This is a genomic window from Conexibacter sp. SYSU D00693 (assembly GCF_017084525.1).
In the GTDB taxonomy this organism is placed as follows: Bacteria; Actinomycetota; Thermoleophilia; order Solirubrobacterales; family Solirubrobacteraceae; genus Baekduia.
Genome location: NZ_CP070950.1, coordinates 1535905 through 1552309 on the forward strand (window position 1 = coordinate 1535905; position 16405 = coordinate 1552309).

Below are 16405 nucleotides of genomic sequence, written 5' to 3' on the forward strand. Positions count from 1 at the left end.
CGCGGGGAGGGTTGGTGAGAAGAAGGGGTCAGGCCCCTGCTTCTCACGGTCAGTCCTTGTAGGGGTCGCGGACGTCGGGGCCGGCCATGGCGACGCCGATGGGCGTGAGGCGGTGGAGGACCTCGATGGTCGGGCCGTGGGCGGCGAGGACGGCGTCCAGGCGCTTGTAGGCGTCGGGGGCCTCGTCGGCGTCGCCGCCGCGCAGCTCGACGCCCTGCCCGGCGAGGTCGCGGCGGACGGCGGGGAAGTCGATGAGGCCGCCGATCCGGCCGCCGCCCTTGACGCGCCTGCCCGCCGCCTGGCGGCGCGACATCACGCGCCCGGCGCCGTGGACCGTGGAGTGCAGGAGCTCGGCGCCCGCCGGGTCGTCGGTGCCGCGCAGGACCACCGACGGCTCGCCCATCGTGGCGCCGACGAAGCCCTCCTGGCCCGGGAACGCCGGCGTGCAGCCCTTGCGGACGACCCACACGTCAGTGCCGTGGTGGCGCTCGCGCCAGGCGAAGTTGTGGTGGTTGTGGACCTCGTAGGTCGCGCGCGCTCCGAGCACGTCGAGGACCCGGTCGACGACGACGTCGCGGCCGGCGTACGCGTAGGCGCCCGCGAGCTCCATCGCCCCGACGTAGGCCTGGCCCAGCTCGGAGTCGACGTGCAGGAGGACCGGCGGCGCGTCCATCGCGCCGTCCGGCGCGCGGTCGTCGAAGCGCCGCCCCGCGGCCAGCGCGAGGAAGCCCGACGCCGTCCGGTGGCCGAAGCCGCGCGAGCCGAAGTGCACGCCGACCCACACGAGGCCGTCGTCGCCCGCGAACAGGTCGACGTAGTGGTTGCCGGCGCCGACGGTGCCGAGCTGCTTGCGCGCCAGGCCGGCGAGCTTGCGCTGCGGCGCGAAGTCCGTCTGCGCGATGCGGTCGAGGACCGGGTGGTCGACGGGCTCGTCGTTGTGCCGGCCCACGCCGAACGACACGCGCTCGACGATCGTGTCCATGATCCGCGGGAGCTCCGCCCGGACCTCGTCGACGCGCAGCTCGGTGCGCACCGCCTTGTTGCCGCACCCGATGTCGTAGCCCACCCCGGACGGCGAGATGTGGTCCGGGTAGGCGACCGCCCCGCCGATCGGCTGCGAGTAGCCGACATGGCCGTCGGCGCACAGGACGCCCGCCACCGCGCCGCCCGCCTCGGCGCAGCGGCGCAGCTGGGCGACCGCGCGCTCGTCGACGTCGCCGCGGACGGTGATCGGCGTCTGGGCCATCACCGCGGATGGTGCCCGACGTGCAGCGTCAAGGACCCGCCGCGTCGAGGGCGAAGGGAGCGCGGTGCCCGCCGGTTCGACCCTGCCCCGCGCCGGGCACGTCCGTCGCGTGATCCGACGGCTGCCGGCGCTCGCCGCCCTGATGAGCGCCACGCTGGCGACCGCCGCCCCGCCGGCCGGCGCGCAGTCGTCGTTCAGCCGCTGCCCGGACGTCGATGGCCTGCAGCTCGTCGAGGCCGCCCGCGCGTCCTGCGACGACGTCCGGGCGGTCGCGGCTGCCGTGGGCGCCGCCCCGGTCTCGCGAGCCACCGCAACGCTGACCGCCGCGGGCTGGACGCCGCTGCGGGCCCGGACCGTCCCGCGCAGCCGGCCCACAGTCCACGACCTCCTCGCCCTCCGCGGCCGCGCCGTCCTGCGCGTTCGCCGCACCGGCCACGCACCGGACGTCGACAGCTGGGAGGCGGGCCGTGAGCTCATCTTCGCGCGCGGGACGATCGTCGGCGGCCGCCCGATCCCCCGCGACGCCGCGGCCTGCACGTCGGCCTTCCTCATCCGCCTCGGCGGCCGGCTTGCGGGCCTCAGCGCCGCCCACTGCGGGGGCCTGCGCCGCGACGGCACGGTGCAGCGCCGCAACGCCGCGATGCGCCGGCCGCCCGCTGCCGGGATCGTCCTCGGCCGCGTGCTGCGCATCCTCACCCGGCGCGCGCCCGTCGACGCGCTGGTCCTCCCCGTCCCCCGCGGCACCGGCCGCGGCGCCGCGCCCGTCGTGGACCGCGGCCTCTCACGTCCGCCGTGGGTCGTCACCGGCAGCGCCCGGGCCCTCCCCGGCCGCGCCGTGTGCTTCACCGGGCGCACCAGCGGCATCGACCAGTGCGGGCGCCTGCGCGGCCCCGGCGCCAGCGGCGCCGAGACGCTGCTCTCGGTCCAGGCGGGCCTCGTCGTGCGGTGCACCACCATCCGCGCCCGCCAGGGCGACAGCGGCGGCCCCGTCTACACCCGCCCCGCCGCGGACGGGACCGTCAGGGCGGTGGGCATCGTGACGCTCGTCGTCGGCGAGCGCTCGCGGATGTGCTTCACGCCCGTCGGTCCGGCGCTGCGCCGGCTCGACGCGACGGTCGCGACGGGCTAGCGCGCGCCGCGTACGATCCGCGCCGGCGTGCGCCAGACGACCCCCTTGCACCGCGGCGGCGCCGGTGAGCCGCTCGTCCTCCTGCACGGCTTCACCGCCTCGTGGCGGACGTGGGAGCTCGTCCTCCCCGCCCTCGAGCGCCGCCACGACGTCCTCGCCCCCACGCTGCTCGGCCACGCCGGCGGCCCGCCCCTGCCCGAGGACCCCACCGCCACCTCCGTGGTGGACGCGGCGGAGCGCGCGATGGACGAGGCGGGGCTCGAGACCGCGCACCTCGTCGGCAACTCGCTCGGCGGCTTCGTCGCCCTCGCGCTCGCCGCCCGCGGCCGGGCGCGCACCGTCGTCGCCCTCGCCCCCGCCGGTGGCTGGGCGCCCGGCGACCCGGACTACGCCGAGATGCTGCAGTACTTCGCGACGATGCACGAGCAGACGGTCGCCGCCGCCCCGCACGCCGACCAGCTCATGGCCACGCGAGAAGGGCGAAGGCTGGCGACCGCGTCGATCACCGTGCAGTTCGAGCACCTGCCGGCAGAGCTCCTCGCCGACCAGCTGCGCGCCGCCGCGCAGGCCGCCGCGCCCGAGATGCTCGCCACGGTCGCCGGCGGCTACCCCGAGCTCGACGCCGCCGCCATCACCTGCCCCGTGCGCATCGTCTGGGGCACCGACGACCAGCTCCTGCGCTGGCCGACGGCCGCCGTGCGCTTCCGCGAGGACTGGCTGCCGCACGCCGACTGGGTCGTGCTCGACGGCGTCGGCCACTGCCCGCAGCTCGACGTCCCGCTCGAGACGGCCCAGCTCGTCCTCGGCTTCACGACCTGATCGCCGGTCGGGAGGCGCGCGCGAGCGCCGGTAGGGTCGCGGCCATGCGCCACCTCCGCGCCGCGCTGCTCGCGTCCGTCGTCGTGCTGGCCACCGGCTGCGGCGACGACGGTGGCGACGCCGCGAGCACCACGCCGACGGTCGCGGGACCGACGCAGTCGACCCCCGTCACCCCGCCGCCGGCCACCACGACGGTGACCCCCGGCACCGAGACGGGCGACGCGCCCGCTCCGGTCCCCGAGGCCCGTCGCGCCTTCGTCGCCCAGGTCGACGCGTTCTGCCGCGACGCCAACCGCGAGGCCGTGGCGCTCAACCGCCGCATCGCGCAGGCGCAGCGGGGCGTCACCGACCAGGTCGCGTTCCTGGGGCGGATCGCCCCGATCCTGGACGAGGCGGCGCGGATCGAGCGCCGCCACCTGCGCAGCTTCGAGCGCTTCGAGCCGCCGTCCGCCGACGCCGCCGGATGGCGCTCCATCCTCGCCGACGCCCGCCGGCAGGTCCGCCTCATGGGCGACCTCGCCGCCGAGGCCGCCGATCGCGACGTCGCGCGGTTCGTCGCGGTGAACACCGAGCTCCAGCAGCTCGCCGGCCGCCGCCGGGCGCAGGCCCGCGCGTTCGGGCTGCGTGCGTGCGGCGGCGTCGCCGCGACCGAGCGCCCGCAGTCCGGCGGCGAGCGCCAGGAGATGGGCTAGCGCCGCAGCGTGACCCGCCGGACGCGGTCGCGGCGCTGGCCGTCGACCCGCGCGGCCGCGGTCGCCGCGAGCTTGCCGCCGCGACGCACGCGCCGCGCCGCCGCCTTCGGGACGCGCAGCTCGACGCGCGTCTCGCGCACGCCGTAGGGGAAGAGGAACGGCGCGGAGCCGTAGCGCGCCTTCGAGCGTCCCGGCCCGCGCAGCGCCGCGCGCCCGCCGCACGCGACCCGGACGTCGGGCTCGGCGCGTGCGATCGTGAGCGTCACCCGGCCGCCGGCGACCGGGCTGATCTGGCGGACCCGGGCGACGCACGTGGCCGCCGCGTGCCGCGCTCCGCCGCCGCAGTGGTTCGGGTTGCCGGCGGGCCGCGGCGTCCCGCGCCGGCACAGGACCGCCTCGAGCGCCCGTGGCTTGGCGGGCATGAGCCCGTCGACGCCCATGTCGAGCATCCGCTCGTACACGCGCTCGGACTCCTCCTGGCCGCTGAACCACACGTGCACCCCGAAGCCCTGGGCGTGGGCGCGGCGCACGAAGTCCGGGGTCATGATCGGGATGCCGCTGTAGACCGGCGGCACCTGCAGCGCCTGCGTCCCGGCCGGCGCGAGGCCCGCGGCGACGAAGGTGACCATGCCGACGATGCCCGGGGCGACGTCGATCTGCGGCAGGGCCGCGTGGAAGCGGTCGACCGCGTCCTGGTTGAACGAGACGACCACCAGCGGCGGATGCGGCACGCGCTTGAGCAGCGCCACGAGCAGGTCGGCGTTGCGCAGGAACGAGTCGGTGTCCGCGTCGCTGCGGCCCTTGATCTCGATGTTCGTCGGGATGTCGGGGAACGCGCGGAGGACCTCCTCCAGCGTCGGGATCCGGAAGTCGTCGGGCGTGTAGCCCGGCGGCGGCGCCTTGTCGCCCGTGCGCACGCCGCGCAGCGGGTAGTCGCCCGCGGGCCGGTCGGCGGCGGTGCCCTTGCCCGGCACGAAGTTGAAGGCGGCGTCGAGCCGCTGCACCTCGGCGAGCGTCATGTCGTAGACCGACCGCGCCACGCCGGTGGTGCGCGCCACGCTCTGGTCGTGCAGGACCACGAGGTGGCCGTCCTTGGTCGGCTGCACGTCGAGCTCGAGCATGTCGGCGCCCAGCGCGAGCGACTCGCGGAACGCGTACATCGTCCCCGACGGGTGCTCGGCCTCGCCGCCCTGGTGGGTCATGTTCAGCACGCGCCGCTCGGTCCACTGGCCGGCGTGCGCCGCGGGCACGGCACCGGCCAGGACGCAGAGCAGGGCGAGGCTGAGGACGAGGCGTGCGCGACCCATGGGGCCCGGCAGGATGGCTGAAGCGGCCGGACGGTGCGACGATCCCGCCGTGGCGTCGCCGCGCCGCCGTCCGGGGATCTTCGACGCGCTGCCGCGCAGCGTGCACCGTCGCTGGCCCTCGCGCTACCTGGACGCCGTCGCGGCGGCCTGCGTGCTCAACGGCGCCGCCGTCGCGGCCTTCGGCGCGCTGGCGCTCGTGCTCTACGTCGACGTCGACGGCGGCGAGCTGGCGGCCTTCGCCGGCGTGTCCGCGCTGGCGTTCCTCGTCGAGGCAGCGGTCGCCGGCCTCCGTGTGCGGCGCAGCACCCCGGCGCTGCGCCAGGCGTTGCGCGGCGGCGACGCCGACCTCGCGGCTGCCTGGGCGCAGGCCGCGAGGCTGCCGCTCGTGCTGGCGCGCCGGCCGGAGCTCGTCGCGCTCGGCGTCGCCGGCGCCGCGGGGGCGTGCGCGGTCCTCGCCGCGCTCCTGGACCTGCCCGCCCGCGAGGCCGCGCTCCTGCTGCCGGCCGCGGTGCTGCTCTACGCGTCGGCGGTGGTCCTACGCTTCGTCGGCGTCGACCTGCTCATGCGCCCGGTGCTCGAGGAGCTCGGGGGCCGTCTGACGGGCGTCGCGCCACCCGACGGTGCCCGGGTGTCGCTGCTGCAGCGCCTCGTGGTCACCATCCCGATGGTCACCTGGGGCACCGCGCTCATGGCCGCAGGACTGCTCACGGACGACACGCGGGACCTCGACACGATCGGGCTGGCCAGCGTGGTGGCGTTCGGGGTGAGCGCCGTCGTCTCGACCTGGCTCGGGCTCGTGCTGGCCGACGCGGTGTCCGGGCCGCTGGTCGACCTTCGAGACGCCAACCGCCGCGTCGGCGACGGCGACCTCTCGGTGCGCGTCCCGGTCGTGTCCACCGACGAGACCGGCGAGCTCTCGGCGACCTTCAACGCCATGGTCGCCGGGCTCCAGGAGCGCGAGCGCCTGCACGAGGCGTTCGGCGCGTTCGTCGACCCGTCCCTCACCTCGCGCGTGCTCGCCGAGGGCACCGACCTGCGCGGCGAGGAGCTCGAGGCGTCCGTGCTGTTCGTCGACGTGCGGGGCTTCACGTCGTTCGCCGAGGCGGCCGCGCCGCCCGACGTGGTCGCGGCGCTCAACGTGCTCTTCGAGGCCGTCGTCCCCGTGGTGCAGCGCCACGGCGGGCACGCCAACAAGTTCGTGGGCGATGGCCTGCTCGCGGTCTTCGGCGCACCCGAACGCCGCGAGGACCACGCCGCGCGCGCCGTCGCGGCGGCCCGCGAGGTCGCGGCCGTCGTGGGCCGCGGCGAGGCCGGTCCGCTGCGCGTCGGCGTCGGGGTGCACTCCGGCCGGGTCGTCGCGGGGACGGTCGGCGGCGGCGGGCGCCGCGACTTCACGGTCATCGGCGACGCGGTGAACACCGCAGCGCGCGTGGAGGCGGCCACCCGCGAGACCGGCGACGACGTCCTCGTCACCGCCACGACGCTCGACCTGCTGGGCGATGGCGACGGCGCTTGGGTCGAACGCGCGCCGCTGGCGCTGCGGGGCAAGCGCTCGCCGGTCCGCCTGTTCGCGCCGCGCTAGGCGGTCTCGCGCGCGAAGCGCCCGGCGGCGCGCCGGTTGGCCTCGGCGACCCGCTCGACCATCTCGCCGTACGGCTCGTCCCACGGGTCCTTCAGGCCGAAGCCGCGGTGCGGGTTCTCCAGCCAGCTGCACCAGTGCCATCCGAGGATCCAGGGGCGGTCCAGGAACGCCTCGGCCAGCATGGCGTAGCCGCGCCCGCGCTCGGCCTGGTCGCGCGCCGAGCCCGTGCGGTCCGGGCTCATCCGCGTCGGGCACCAGTTGCCCGTGTCACAGACGAGCACCGGCAGGCCGGTGCGTTCGTGCCAGCGCTCGACGGTCGCGAGCATCGCCTCCGCCCGGCCGCGGTCGACGCCGGGGAAGAGCTGCACGGACAGCACGTCGGTGTGCCGTGCCGCCGCCTCGAGGACCACGTCGGGCACGCCGACTCGCGTCCCGAAGCGGTCGCCGAGGACGAGCGCATGCGGGTCGTGGCGCCGGATCGCCTCGGCCGCGGTGCGGTAGTAGGCCTCGGCGACCTCCTCGAGCTCGCGCGCGGCGAAGCCGCCGCCGGCCGCGTGCGCACGCCAGACCGGCACGTCGACGAGGAAGTAGCCGAGCAGCAGCGGGTCGTCGGGCCGGCACGTCGTGCGCGCGAGGTGGTCGCACCACTGAGCGAAGGCCGCCGAGCGCGGGTCGCGGTAGGCCGGGTGGCCGTTCCAGTGCTCGACCTCTGCGACGCGCAGGGACCGCGTGAACGGCATCCCGGCCGCCGCGAGCTCCTCGGCGGGCAGCTCGTCGCTGTGGCCGAGGTCGACGACCCCCTCGTGCACCGCGAGGCCACTGCCGCTGACGTACTCCGACGTCCAGCCGATCGTCGTGAAGCCCCAGGCGCGCAGCTCGCCCACGAGCCCTTCGGCGATCCACCGCCGCCGCGAGCCGCCGTAGCGGTCGCGGAAGACCGCGAGGTTGTGCGGGTAGCGCAGGTTCGTGTCGTGCGCGTGGGTGATGCCGATCGACAGGAACGGCGCGCCGTCGGGATCGACGAGCCGCCATCGCCCGTCACGCGCCAGACCGAAGCCGCTCACGCGGCCACCCTACGAAGGCGGCGCCCCTCCTTCGCGGTCCGCAAGCGGGCGACGGGGGTCGAACCCGCGACCTTCGGCTTGGGAAGCCGACGCTCTGCCAACTGAGCTACACCCGCGTGAGGGCGGGAGTCTACCGGCGCCGGGCAGCGGCGGGTGGGCGGCGGCGGAGGACTACCCTCTGGCGCGGTGTCCCGCCGCCGTCCTGTCGTGCCCGCCGTCGTCGCCGTCCTCGCCCTGGGCCTCCTGGCCCTGCTGCTCTACGGCGTGCTCGGGACGGGCAACGACACGTCGCTGGACGACGCGGTCAAGCGCGGCGAGCGGCCCGGCGCCCCGGGGCGGACGCTCGAGCGGCCGAACCTCCAGGGCGGCGGTGAGCGGCGGCTGGCCGACCTCAGGGGCAAGGTCGTGGTCCTGAACTTCTGGGCGTCCTGGTGCGAGCCCTGCCGGGCCGAGGCGCCGGTCCTGCAGCGGGCCCACGAGCGCCTCGCGAAGGCCGGCACGGGCACGGTCCTCGGCGCGACCTACAACGACACCGACCGCGACTCGCTGGAGTTCGAGCGCGAGTTCGGCATCAGCTACCCCTCCGTGCGCGACCTCGACACGACCCTCGCCGAGGAGTTCGGCACGGGCGTGCTGCCCGAGACGTTCGTGCTGGACCGCCAGGGCCGCGTCGTCGCGATCTCGCGGGGCCAGATCGACGCCGCGTTCCTCGACCGCGCGCTGGCCGAGGCGGCCAAGCCGGGGCCGCCCGCGTCGTCGGACTCCGGGGCGTCGTAGGTGCGCCGCCCGCTCCTCGCCCTGCTGGCGCTCCTCGCCCTGCTGGGCCCCGCGACGGCGCTCGGCGCCACGCCCAGGACCTCCTACGACGACGTCGAGGACGAGGTCATGTGCATCTCGTGCAACGTCCCGCTGAACGTCGCCGAGAGCTCCCCGCAGGCGGAGCGCACGCGGGAGCTCATCCGCGACCTCGTCGCCGAGGGCCTCACGAAGGAGCAGGTGAAGGACCGGCTCGTCGCCCAGTACGGGCGCAACGTGCTCGCCGAGCCCGACGACGACGGCTTCGGCCTGGCCGCGTACCTCGTCCCGCTCGTCGTCGCGGCGGTCCTGCTGGGCCTCGCCGTCGTGCTGCTGCCCCGCTGGCGGCGCCGGACGCCGCAGGCCGGCATGACCGCGACGGCCGCCGCCACGCCGCCGACGACCACCTCCGCCGAGGAGGAGCGCCGCCTCGAGGAGGACATGGCGCGCTACGAGCGATGAGCGAGGGCGTCGACACCACGGTCTTCGCGGCCTTCGCCGTGGGCTTCGTCTCGTTCATCTCGCCGTGCGTGCTGCCGCTCGTGCCCGGCTACCTGAGCGCGATCTCCGGCGTCTCGCTCGACGAGATCCGCGGCGAGGAGGACCGGCGCCTCGCGCGCATCCTGCTCCCGGCGGTCGTCTTCTGCCTGAGCTTCACCGTGATGTTCGTCGCACTCGGGATGAGCGCCACCGGGCTGGGCTCGACGCTGCGCGAGAACCAGGACCTGCTCAACAAGCTGGCCGGCTGGATGATCGTCGCGCTCGGCCTGCTGTTCGTGCTCACGCCGCTCGTGCCCCGGCTCAACCGCGAGTGGCGCCCCGAGTCGCTCACGAGGCGCGCCGGCTCCGGCGGCCCGGTCGTCGCGGGCCTCGCGTTCGCCGTCGCGTGGACGCCGTGCGCGGGCCCGACGCTCGCCGCGATCCTCACCGCCGCCTCGACCTCCGACACCGTCGGCAAGGGCGGCGTGCTGCTGGCGGCCTACTCCGCTGGCCTGGCGATCCCGTTCATGCTCAGCGCCGTCGCCTTCGACCGGGCGACGAGCGCCTTCCGCTGGCTGCGCGACCGCTACCTCGTCGTCACGGCCGTGAGCGGCGCGGTGCTCGTCCTGATGGGCGTGCTGTTCCTGACGGGCGAGATGCGCCAGCTCAACGTCGAGGCCCAGCGCGTGCTCGGCGAGCTGGGCCTCGACTTCTTCTACAACCTCTAGGACGGCGACCCACCGCGCGGCGGGTCGCCGGGGCCGCTACTCGTGCGGCTCCATGCCCTTCGTCTGGATGTCGCCCTTCGCGCCGTGCTCGCCCATCGCGTCGGGCGCGTCCTCGGCGGCCTTCGGGCCACCGACCTCGCGCGCGGAGCGCGGGCCGTCGCCGGCCGGGTGGCCCTCGTCGGTCCCGGTGTGGGCGCGGCCGCCGGCGTCGGCGTCGATCGGGCCGCCGCTGGAGTCGCGCGAGAAGCGGCTGTCCGCCTCGCCCGGACCCTCGGTGATGCCCCCGACGTCCGGGTTGTCGCCGGTGCCCTTCGGTGCCTCGGTCTTCTGCTCAGCCATGGCCTAGGCGCTACCCGTCAGCGTCCGCGTCAAGCGCGTCCATGCGCTCGGGCGCGCAGACGCCCAGGAGCTCGAGCGCCTGGGCGACGGTGCGACGGGTCGCCTGCACGACCGCCAGGCGCCAGGCCTCCTCGGGCGCGCCGACGACCAGGCAGTCGCGGTAGAACGCGCTGAAGTCCTGCGCCAGCTCGAGGACGTAGGTCGCGATCCGGTGGGGCGCGCGGCGGTCGGCCGCCTCGCGGACCTCCTCGGGCCAGGTGAGCAGCCGGCGCACCAGCACCCGCTCGCTCTCGTGCAGCTCGCCCGCCGCCTGCGCCGACGGCGTCGCGGTCGCCCGCGCCTCGATCGAGCACATGCGCGCGTGGGCGTACTGCACGTAGAAGACCGGGTTCTCGCGGTGGGCGCGCACGGCGAGGTCGAGGTCGAACTCGATCGTCGTGTCGTGCGAGCGGTTGAGCAGGAACCACCGCGCCGCGTCGACGCCGACGGCGCGCACGAGGTCGTCCAGCGTCTCGAAGGAGCCGGCGCGCTTGGACATCGAGAGCCGCTCGCCGCCCGAGACGAGGTGGACGAACTGCATGATCAGCAGCTCGAGGCGCTCGGGATCGCCGCCCAGCGCCCGGAAGGCGGCCTGCATGCGCCCGATGTAGCCGTGGTGGTCGGCCCCCAGCACGTAGATCAGCCGGTCGTAGCCGCGCTCGCGCTTGTGCTGGAGGTAGCCGATGTCCGACGCGAAGTACGTGTGCTCGCCCGAGGAGCGGCGCAGGACGCGGTCCTTGTCGTCCCCGAACTCCGTCGTGCGCAGCCACAGCGCGCCCTCGGACTCGTAGGTGCGGCCCTGGTCGGCGAGGACCTCGAAGCCGTGGTCGACCGCCGACGGCTCGGGCGGGGACTCGTGCAGCGAGCGCTCGCTGAACCAGCGGTCGAAGTGCACGCGGAAGGCGTCCAGCGACGCGCGGATGCGCTCGAGCTGCGCCTCGACCCCGGCCTGCGCGACGTCGGCGACCTCGCCGGTCGCGCGGTCGCCCAGCTCGGCGGCGAGCTCCTTGACGTACGCGCCGACGTAGCCGTCCTCGGGGACCTCCTCGCCCTGGGCCCGGGCGATGATCGAGCGGCCGAGGTTGGCGACCTGGGAGCCGAAGTCGTTGACGTAGTACTCGCGGTCGACCCGGTGGCCGTGGAAGGCGAGGACCCGGGCGAGCGCGTCGCCGTAGGCGGCGTTGCGGGCGTGGCCGACGTGCAGCGGCCCGGTGGGGTTCGCGCTGACGAACTCGACGTTGACCTGCTCGGGCGCCGCCGCGCCGCCGGCGCCGAAGCGCTCGTCGGCCAGGACGCCGCCCAGGGCGTCGGCGTACCAGGCGTCGGCGAGGCGCAGGTTGAGGAAGCCGGGACCCGCGACCTCCGCCCCGGCCAGGCGCTCCCCGAGGTCGTCGGCCAGCGCGGCGGCCAGCCGCTCGGCGACCTCGCGCGGCGGCGCCTTCGCGGCGCCCGCCAGGAGCATCGCCGCGTTCGTGGCGTAGTCGCCGTGGGCGGCCTGACGGGGACGCTCGAGGCTGAAGCGCGACGCCTTCTCCGGCAGCCCGTCGCCCGTCACCGAGCGCATGGCCGCCTCGACGGCCCCGCGCAGCTGCCCGATCGGATCGCTCATCGGCCCTCCAGACTAGGAGCCGCGCGGCCCTAGTGGTGGTACGGCTCGCCCGCCAGGATCTTGTGCGCGCGGAAGAGCTGCTCGAGCAGGACGACCCGCGCCAGCTGGTGGGGCAGCGTCATCGGCCCGAACGACAGCCGGTGGTCGACCTGGTCGAGCGCGACGCCGTAGGGCCCGCCCACGACGAAGACCACGTCGCGCCCCGCCTGACGGCGGTCCTCCACCCAGCGCGAGAAGCGCACCGAGTCCATCTGCTCGCCACCCGCGTCGAGGAGCGACACGAAGGCCCGGTCGGGGATCCGCTTGGCGATCCGGTCGCCCTCGCGGACCTCGACGACCTCGACGCGCGCCAGGCCGGCCAGCAGCTTCGCGTAGTGCTGGACGTCGTCCTGGAACGGCGGCCGCAGCCGGCCGACGCACATCACCACGATCCGCATGCCCGGCTGCGATGCTGCCACCTATGGCCGGAGAGCACCACGGACGCCACATCAACATCCACTTCGGGCCCGAGCAGATGGCCGGCCACTACGCGAACTTCGCGAACGTCAGCCACTCCGACTACGAGTTCACGGTCACGTTCGCGCGGGTGGACCACGAGGTCGAGGACGCGGAGGTGCCGGGCGTCGTCGTGACCCGGGTGAACCTCGCACCGCGCTTCATGCGCGAGCTCATCGACGCGATGGAGGACAACTACGCGAAGTGGCAGACGCGCGAGGGGATCCGCGCGCTGCCCGAATCCGGCCCGCCCCGTCCCGACGGCCCGCCCGAGGACCCGGGCGGGTCGTCGGACACCGCCGGCGGCCAGGGCTAGGGGCGCGCCGGGTCCGGGTCCCGGCGGTAGGCCTCGCCGATGCCGATGCGCTCGAGCGTCGGCGGGTGGGTCCCGAAGAGGAAGCTGCGCCACGCGGGCGGGTCGGGGTCCGCGACGTTCTTGCGGGCGATGCCGCGCTCGAAGCGGATGAACGTCTCGGGCTCGTCGGTGAGCCGCAGGGAGAAGCTGTCGGCGCGGGCCTCGACGTCGCGCGAGAGCTGGTTGGAGGCCCACGTCACCGGGGTCACCACGAGGGCCAGGGCCAGGGCGAGCGCCGGGACGGTCTGCGGGCCGGGGGCGTCGCCGCGGTCCAAGCGCCGCGTCAGCACGGACACCGCGAACATCCCGGGCAGGGCGATGAGCGCCACGAACAGGAGCCCGTGGGGCACGTCGCGGAAGTGGACGTGGGCGAGCTCGTGGGCGACGACGAGCCGGACCTCGTCGGGCGGGAAGTCGTCGAGCAGCGTGTCGTAGAGCACGACGCGCTTGGTGTGGCCGAGACCGGTGACGTAGGCGTTGGCCGCCGTCGTCCGGCGGCTGGCGTCCATCACCAGCACCCTGTCGACGTCGACGCCCGCCTCGCGGGCGAGCTCGAGCACGTCGCTGCGCACCCGGCCGTCCGGGAGCTCCTCGAAGTCGTTGAAGAGCGGGTCCAGCACGACGGGCGACGCGTAGGTCGTCGCGGCCCCGAAGGCGACGACGACCGCCGCTCCCGGGACCCACCAGGTCCGGGGCAGCCGGCGCACGAGGCCGACGCCCGCCGCGGCGCCGGCGCCGGCCACGACGGCCCCGATGGCCGCGCCGCGCACCAGGTCCGCCGCCCACCCGTCCCAGCCCTGCGTCACCAGGCCGACGTCCTTGGCCCGCTCCCGCGCCACGGCCTGGAGCGGCAGCGGCGCCAGCGTCAGCGCGAGCGAGACCCCGGCGCCGGCCGCGGCGGCGGCCACCAGCGGCCGGCGCCGCGGCGCCAGGAGCGCCCGCGGGGGCCGCGCGACGAGCCACACGAGCGCCGCGGCCTCGACGCCGAGGATCCCCAGGCCCAGCCAGCCCTGCGGGCCGCGGAAGTCGCGCGCACGCGCCAGCTCGGCCGCGCTGAAGTACGATCCGGCGTCCACCGGGGCGGGCTCGACGAGGTCCGCCGCGGGCGGCCGGAGCAGGAACACCGCGGCCTGCGCGGCGACCACGGCGCCGGCTACCGCCAAGGGGATGGCCAGCCGTCCGCGCGCCACGCCCCGAGTGTCCCACCATGCGCGTAGCGGTCCTGTCAGACGTCCACGGCAACAGGCACGCCTTCGAGGCGGTGCTCGAGGACGTCGCGTCCGCGGACGTCGCGGAGACCTGGTGCCTGGGCGACGTGGTCGGCTACGGCGCCGACCCGGGCGACTGCGTCGACCTCGCCCGCGAGCACTGCGCCGTCACGCTGGCCGGCAACCACGACCTCGCGGTCACCGGCGAGCTGTCCCTCGACGACTTCTCGCGCGGCGCGGCGCTCGCGGCCCGCTGGACGGCCGACGTCCTCAGCCAGCTTCACCTCTCGTGGCTCGAGGGCCTCTCCCCCGCCGGCGAGCGTGCCGGCGCCGGCCTGTACCACGGCAGCCCGCGCGACCCGGTCTGGGAGTACGTCGTCTCCGCGCTCCTGGCCGAGCTGTGCTTCGACGCCGCGCCCGAACGTGTCCTGCTCGTCGGCCACAGCCACGTCGCGCTGTCGTTCACCCGGCGCGAGGGCGACGCCGCGACCGGCGAGCGCCGCTACGGCGGCGACGAGGCCGACCTCTCCCAGGGCCGCTGGCTCGTGAACCCCGGCAGCGTCGGCCAGCCGCGCGACGGCGACCCGCGCGCCGCCTGGCTCCTGCTCGACCTCGAGACCCGGCGCGCCACGTGGCGGCGGGTGCGCTACGACGTCGACGGCGCGGCCAAGGCGATCCGGGCGGCCCGCCTCCCGGACTCGCTCGCGGAGCGCCTGGAGTACGGTCAGTGAGCGTGCAGCGGCTCCTCCTCCCCTCCCTCCTGGCGCTCGTCCTGGGTGCCGGGGCCGCGGGCCTGGCGGCCTGCGGCGACGACGCGAAGGGCCTCATCGAGCCCGGCGACGCCGCCGGGATCACCCAGCGCCTCGCCTCCGCCCGCGACGCCTACGCGGGGGGCGACTGCGATCAGGCCCGCGCCGACGCGCGGCAGGTCCGCGAGGAGGTCGACGCCCTGCCCACGACGGTCGACCGCAAGCTGCGCGAGCGCCTCGAGGAGGGCGCGCAGGCGCTCGTCGACAACGTCGTGCCCGACTGCGAGGCCGCCCAGCCCGAGACGACGACGACGGCGCCCGAGACGGTGACGACCGCGCCGGAGACCACGACCACCGCCCCGGAGACCACGACCACCGCCCCGGAGACCACCACGACGCCGACCACGCCGACGACGCCCACCACGCCGACGACGCCGACGACGCCGACGACGCCCACCACGCCGGACGGCACGGGCGGCGTGACGCCGGACGACGGCGGCGTCGGGGAGCTGCAGCCGTGAACCCGGGCACGATCGTCAGCGGCCGCTACGAGCTGGGCGAGCGCCTGGGCCTGGGCGGCATGTCCACCGTCCACCTGGCCTTCGACCGGCGCCTGGAGCGCTACGTCGCGGTGAAGCTCCTGGCCGAGCACCTGGCCGACGACGCGCAGTTCGTCGCGCGCTTCCGCCGCGAGGCGCTGGCCGCCGCCCGCCTCGTGCACCCCAACGTCGTCCAGGTCTACGACTTCGGCCTCGACGACGCCACGGGGCGCCACTACCTCGTGATGGAGCGGATCGTCGGCCCGTCGATGGCCGACGTCCTGCGCGACCGCGGCTACCTGCCGGTGCCCGAGGCGCTGGACGTCGTCCAGCAGGCCTGCCGCGGCCTGGAGTACGCGCACCGCAACGGCGTCGTGCACCGCGACGTCAAGCCCGGCAACCTCCTGCTCTCCGAGGCCGACGGCACCGTGAAGCTCGCCGACTTCGGCATCGCCAAGGCGGTCAGCGAGGAGTCGTCGATCACCCAGGTCGGCTCGGTCCTCGGCACCGCCGCCTACCTCGCGCCCGAGCAGGCCGCCGGCGAGGAGGTCGGGCCGCCCGCCGACCTCTACGCGCTGGGCGTCGTGACCTACCAGCTCATCTCGGGCCGCCTGCCCTACGAGGCCGCGTCGCTCACCGAGCTCGCGCTCAAGCAGCAGCGCGAGACGCCGGCGCTGCTCAGCGACGTCGTCGCCGGGGTCTCCGTCCCGCTGGCCCGCGCGGTGGACCGCGCGCTGGCCCTCGACACGCGCCACCGCTGGCCGTCGGCCGGCGCCATGCGCGAGGGCCTCGAGGAGGCCGCGCGGGGCATCGCGCCGGCCACGAGCGCCACGTCCATCGCCGCCATCGACGAGACCGACCGCACGCAGGTGGTCCCCCGCGGCGGGACCGAGGAGTGGGACGCCCCCGCGACCGCCGGCCCCGTGCGCGCCCGCTCGCCACGTCCGCCGCGGACCGGCGCGCAGCCGACGGCGGCGCCTGCCGCGGCGGCCGCGCCCGCCCGCCGGGCGGAGGCCGCGCCGCAGCGCAGCGGCCGCGGCGGCGCGCGCCGGCTGACCGGCGCGATCCTCGTCCTCCTCCTGCTCGCGGGCGGCATCGCCATCGCCTGGGCGGCGACCTCGTCGGGCGGCGACGCCGTCGAGCTGCGGCGCGTGGTGTACGACGACGCGGCGCGGATCATCGACGAGCTCGAGGGGCTCGTGAAGGACAACACGCAGTAGCGGCTCACCG

At 76.0% G+C, this 16405-nt stretch carries 18 protein-coding genes and 1 tRNA gene; 11 read left to right on the forward strand and 8 right to left on the reverse strand.

All coding sequences use genetic code 11. From position 1 onward, the window contains the following. Positions 1–49 precede the first annotated feature (49 nt). Entirely contained in the window at positions 50–1246 is a 1197-nt protein-coding gene (locus JUB12_RS07725; RefSeq protein WP_205699037.1) for an RtcB family protein, read from the reverse strand. Positions 1247–1355: 109 nt separating this feature from the next. Between JUB12_RS07725 and JUB12_RS07730 the strand changes: the two genes are divergently transcribed. Genes JUB12_RS07730 through JUB12_RS07740 form a run of 3 tightly spaced genes read left to right on the forward strand, consistent with a single transcriptional unit; the run spans position 1356 to position 3886 of the window. Beyond that, complete coding sequence (locus tag JUB12_RS07730) at positions 1356–2375, forward strand: hypothetical protein (RefSeq protein WP_205699038.1); 1020 nt, start codon at positions 1356–1358, stop codon at positions 2373–2375. A 27-nt stretch (positions 2376–2402) separates the two neighbouring features. Then, positions 2403–3194: an alpha/beta fold hydrolase gene (locus tag JUB12_RS07735; RefSeq protein WP_205699039.1), complete on the forward strand. Its 792-nt coding sequence runs from the start codon at positions 2403–2405 to the stop codon at positions 3192–3194. Positions 3195–3238: 44 nt separating this feature from the next. Beyond that, complete coding sequence (locus JUB12_RS07740; RefSeq protein WP_205699040.1) at positions 3239–3886, forward strand: hypothetical protein; 648 nt, start codon at positions 3239–3241, stop codon at positions 3884–3886. Here the strand turns inward: JUB12_RS07740 and JUB12_RS07745 are convergent. Then, positions 3883–5193, reverse strand: a complete 1311-nt coding sequence (locus tag JUB12_RS07745) for a glycerophosphodiester phosphodiesterase family protein (RefSeq protein WP_205699041.1) — start codon at positions 5191–5193, stop codon at positions 3883–3885. The two genes, JUB12_RS07740 and JUB12_RS07745, sit on opposite strands and share 4 nt — an antisense overlap. Before the next feature lie 49 nt (positions 5194–5242). On the opposite strand from JUB12_RS07745, the gene JUB12_RS07750 reads away from it, so the two are divergent. After that, positions 5243–6775, forward strand: coding sequence for an adenylate/guanylate cyclase domain-containing protein (locus tag JUB12_RS07750; protein WP_205699042.1), 1533 nt, complete (start codon positions 5243–5245; stop codon positions 6773–6775). Here the strand turns inward: JUB12_RS07750 and JUB12_RS07755 are convergent. Together JUB12_RS07755 and JUB12_RS07760 are read right to left on the reverse strand one after the other, a co-directional pair. Beyond that, positions 6772–7839 (reverse strand): hypothetical protein, encoded by a 1068-nt coding sequence (locus tag JUB12_RS07755; RefSeq protein WP_205699043.1) that lies wholly within the window; start codon positions 7837–7839, stop codon positions 6772–6774. The genes JUB12_RS07750 and JUB12_RS07755 overlap by 4 nt on opposite strands. A 43-nt stretch (positions 7840–7882) precedes the next feature. Next, positions 7883–7955, reverse strand: a tRNA-Gly gene (locus JUB12_RS07760). Between the two features lie 70 nt (positions 7956–8025). On the opposite strand from JUB12_RS07760, the gene JUB12_RS07765 reads away from it, so the two are divergent. Genes JUB12_RS07765 through JUB12_RS07775 form a run of 3 tightly spaced genes read left to right on the forward strand, consistent with a single transcriptional unit; the run spans position 8026 to position 9842 of the window. Then, a complete protein-coding gene (locus tag JUB12_RS07765) occupies positions 8026–8616 on the forward strand; it encodes a TlpA disulfide reductase family protein (RefSeq protein ID WP_205699044.1) in 591 nt (196 codons plus the stop codon). Next, on the forward strand, positions 8617–9096 hold the full coding sequence (locus JUB12_RS07770; RefSeq protein ID WP_205699045.1) for a cytochrome c-type biogenesis protein CcmH: 480 nt from the start codon (positions 8617–8619) through the stop codon (positions 9094–9096). Next, positions 9093–9842, forward strand: coding sequence for a cytochrome c biogenesis CcdA family protein (locus JUB12_RS07775; RefSeq protein WP_205699046.1), 750 nt, complete (start codon positions 9093–9095; stop codon positions 9840–9842). Before JUB12_RS07770 ends, JUB12_RS07775 begins: the two co-directional genes overlap by 4 nt. 36 nt (positions 9843–9878) lie before the next feature. Here the strand turns inward: JUB12_RS07775 and JUB12_RS07780 are convergent, their stop codons facing one another. From JUB12_RS07780 to JUB12_RS07790, 3 genes are read right to left on the reverse strand one after another with little or no spacing between them, the layout of a single operon-like run. Beyond that, entirely contained in the window at positions 9879–10181 is a 303-nt protein-coding gene (locus tag JUB12_RS07780) for a hypothetical protein (protein WP_205699047.1), read from the reverse strand. Between the two features lie 10 nt (positions 10182–10191). After that, positions 10192–11829, reverse strand: coding sequence for an arginine--tRNA ligase (gene argS / locus JUB12_RS07785; RefSeq protein WP_205699048.1), 1638 nt, complete (start codon positions 11827–11829; stop codon positions 10192–10194). A 29-nt stretch (positions 11830–11858) separates the two neighbouring features. Beyond that, on the reverse strand, positions 11859–12266 hold the full coding sequence (locus JUB12_RS07790) for a 23S rRNA (pseudouridine(1915)-N(3))-methyltransferase RlmH (RefSeq protein ID WP_205699049.1): 408 nt from the start codon (positions 12264–12266) through the stop codon (positions 11859–11861). 23 nt (positions 12267–12289) lie between these two features. Between JUB12_RS07790 and JUB12_RS07795 the strand changes: the two genes are divergently transcribed. Next, positions 12290–12640: a DUF3467 domain-containing protein gene (locus JUB12_RS07795; RefSeq protein WP_205699050.1), complete on the forward strand. Its 351-nt coding sequence runs from the start codon at positions 12290–12292 to the stop codon at positions 12638–12640. Here the strand turns inward: JUB12_RS07795 and JUB12_RS07800 are convergent. Further along, entirely contained in the window at positions 12637–13869 is a 1233-nt protein-coding gene (locus JUB12_RS07800; protein WP_205699051.1) for a M48 family metalloprotease, read from the reverse strand. The two genes, JUB12_RS07795 and JUB12_RS07800, sit on opposite strands and share 4 nt — an antisense overlap. A 17-nt stretch (positions 13870–13886) precedes the next feature. Between JUB12_RS07800 and JUB12_RS07805 the strand changes: the two genes are divergently transcribed. The 3 genes from JUB12_RS07805 to JUB12_RS07815 are packed head-to-tail and all read left to right on the forward strand — an operon-like array spanning position 13887 to position 16395. Beyond that, on the forward strand, positions 13887–14618 hold the full coding sequence (locus tag JUB12_RS07805) for a metallophosphoesterase (protein ID WP_205699052.1): 732 nt from the start codon (positions 13887–13889) through the stop codon (positions 14616–14618). Between the two features lie 2 nt (positions 14619–14620). After that, complete coding sequence (locus JUB12_RS07810; protein WP_205699053.1) at positions 14621–15157, forward strand: hypothetical protein; 537 nt, start codon at positions 14621–14623, stop codon at positions 15155–15157. Beyond that, positions 15154–16395, forward strand: coding sequence for a protein kinase (locus tag JUB12_RS07815; RefSeq protein ID WP_205699054.1), 1242 nt, complete (start codon positions 15154–15156; stop codon positions 16393–16395). The genes JUB12_RS07810 and JUB12_RS07815 overlap by 4 nt, the downstream gene beginning before the upstream one ends. Positions 16396–16405 lie beyond the last annotated feature (10 nt).